The organism is Streptomyces sp. P5F9 (genome assembly GCF_057961495.1).
In genome coordinates this window covers 1-511 of the sequence record NZ_JBXVPZ010001067.1, presented here as the reverse complement: position 1 = coordinate 511, position 511 = coordinate 1, and the positions used below count along the sequence as shown (strand labels likewise).

The window sequence follows — 511 nt, the reverse complement described above, 5'->3', positions numbered from 1 at the left end:
GGGGGTGCCCACGGGGGCGGTGGCGGCCGCGCGCGCGGTGCTCGACGGGGTCGTACGGCGGATGGATCTGCTGGTCGACGACAGCGACGGGGTGGTGCTCGGCGCCCTGCGGATTCCGTCGCTTCCGCCGATGCGGGAGGCTCCGCCGGTGGAGGCGACGCCGGTGCCGTCCGGTTCGGGTTCCGGTTCCGCGCACGCGTCGTGGCTGCGGACGTGTCAGTCGCTGGTACGGACGCTGGTGCCGGTGCGGCCGTCCCGGGAGCCGCTCGCCGGTGTGACCCGGCTCGGGCCGGCTCGGCTGCGGGTCGAGGTGGACGGCGTGACGCTGGTGGATCTGGATCAGCCGGTGGAGGGGGTGTCCGTGACGCCGGGGGCGTCCGGCTTCGCCGAGGTGGAGGTGCGGCCGGTGTCCGTGGGGGCGTCGGCTACGACGTTGCGCGCGCGGGGGCGGACGGTCACCGTGTCCGGGGCGGATTTCCGGTACCGGGCGGACGCGGTGACCGTCCGCCCC

The 511-nt window shown here is 76.3% G+C and carries 1 pseudogene; it reads left to right on the top strand.

Annotated elements, in window-relative coordinates:
- Positions 1 to 511: pseudogene (locus AC31A1_RS52420) on the top strand (diacylglycerol kinase); the annotation flags it as partial.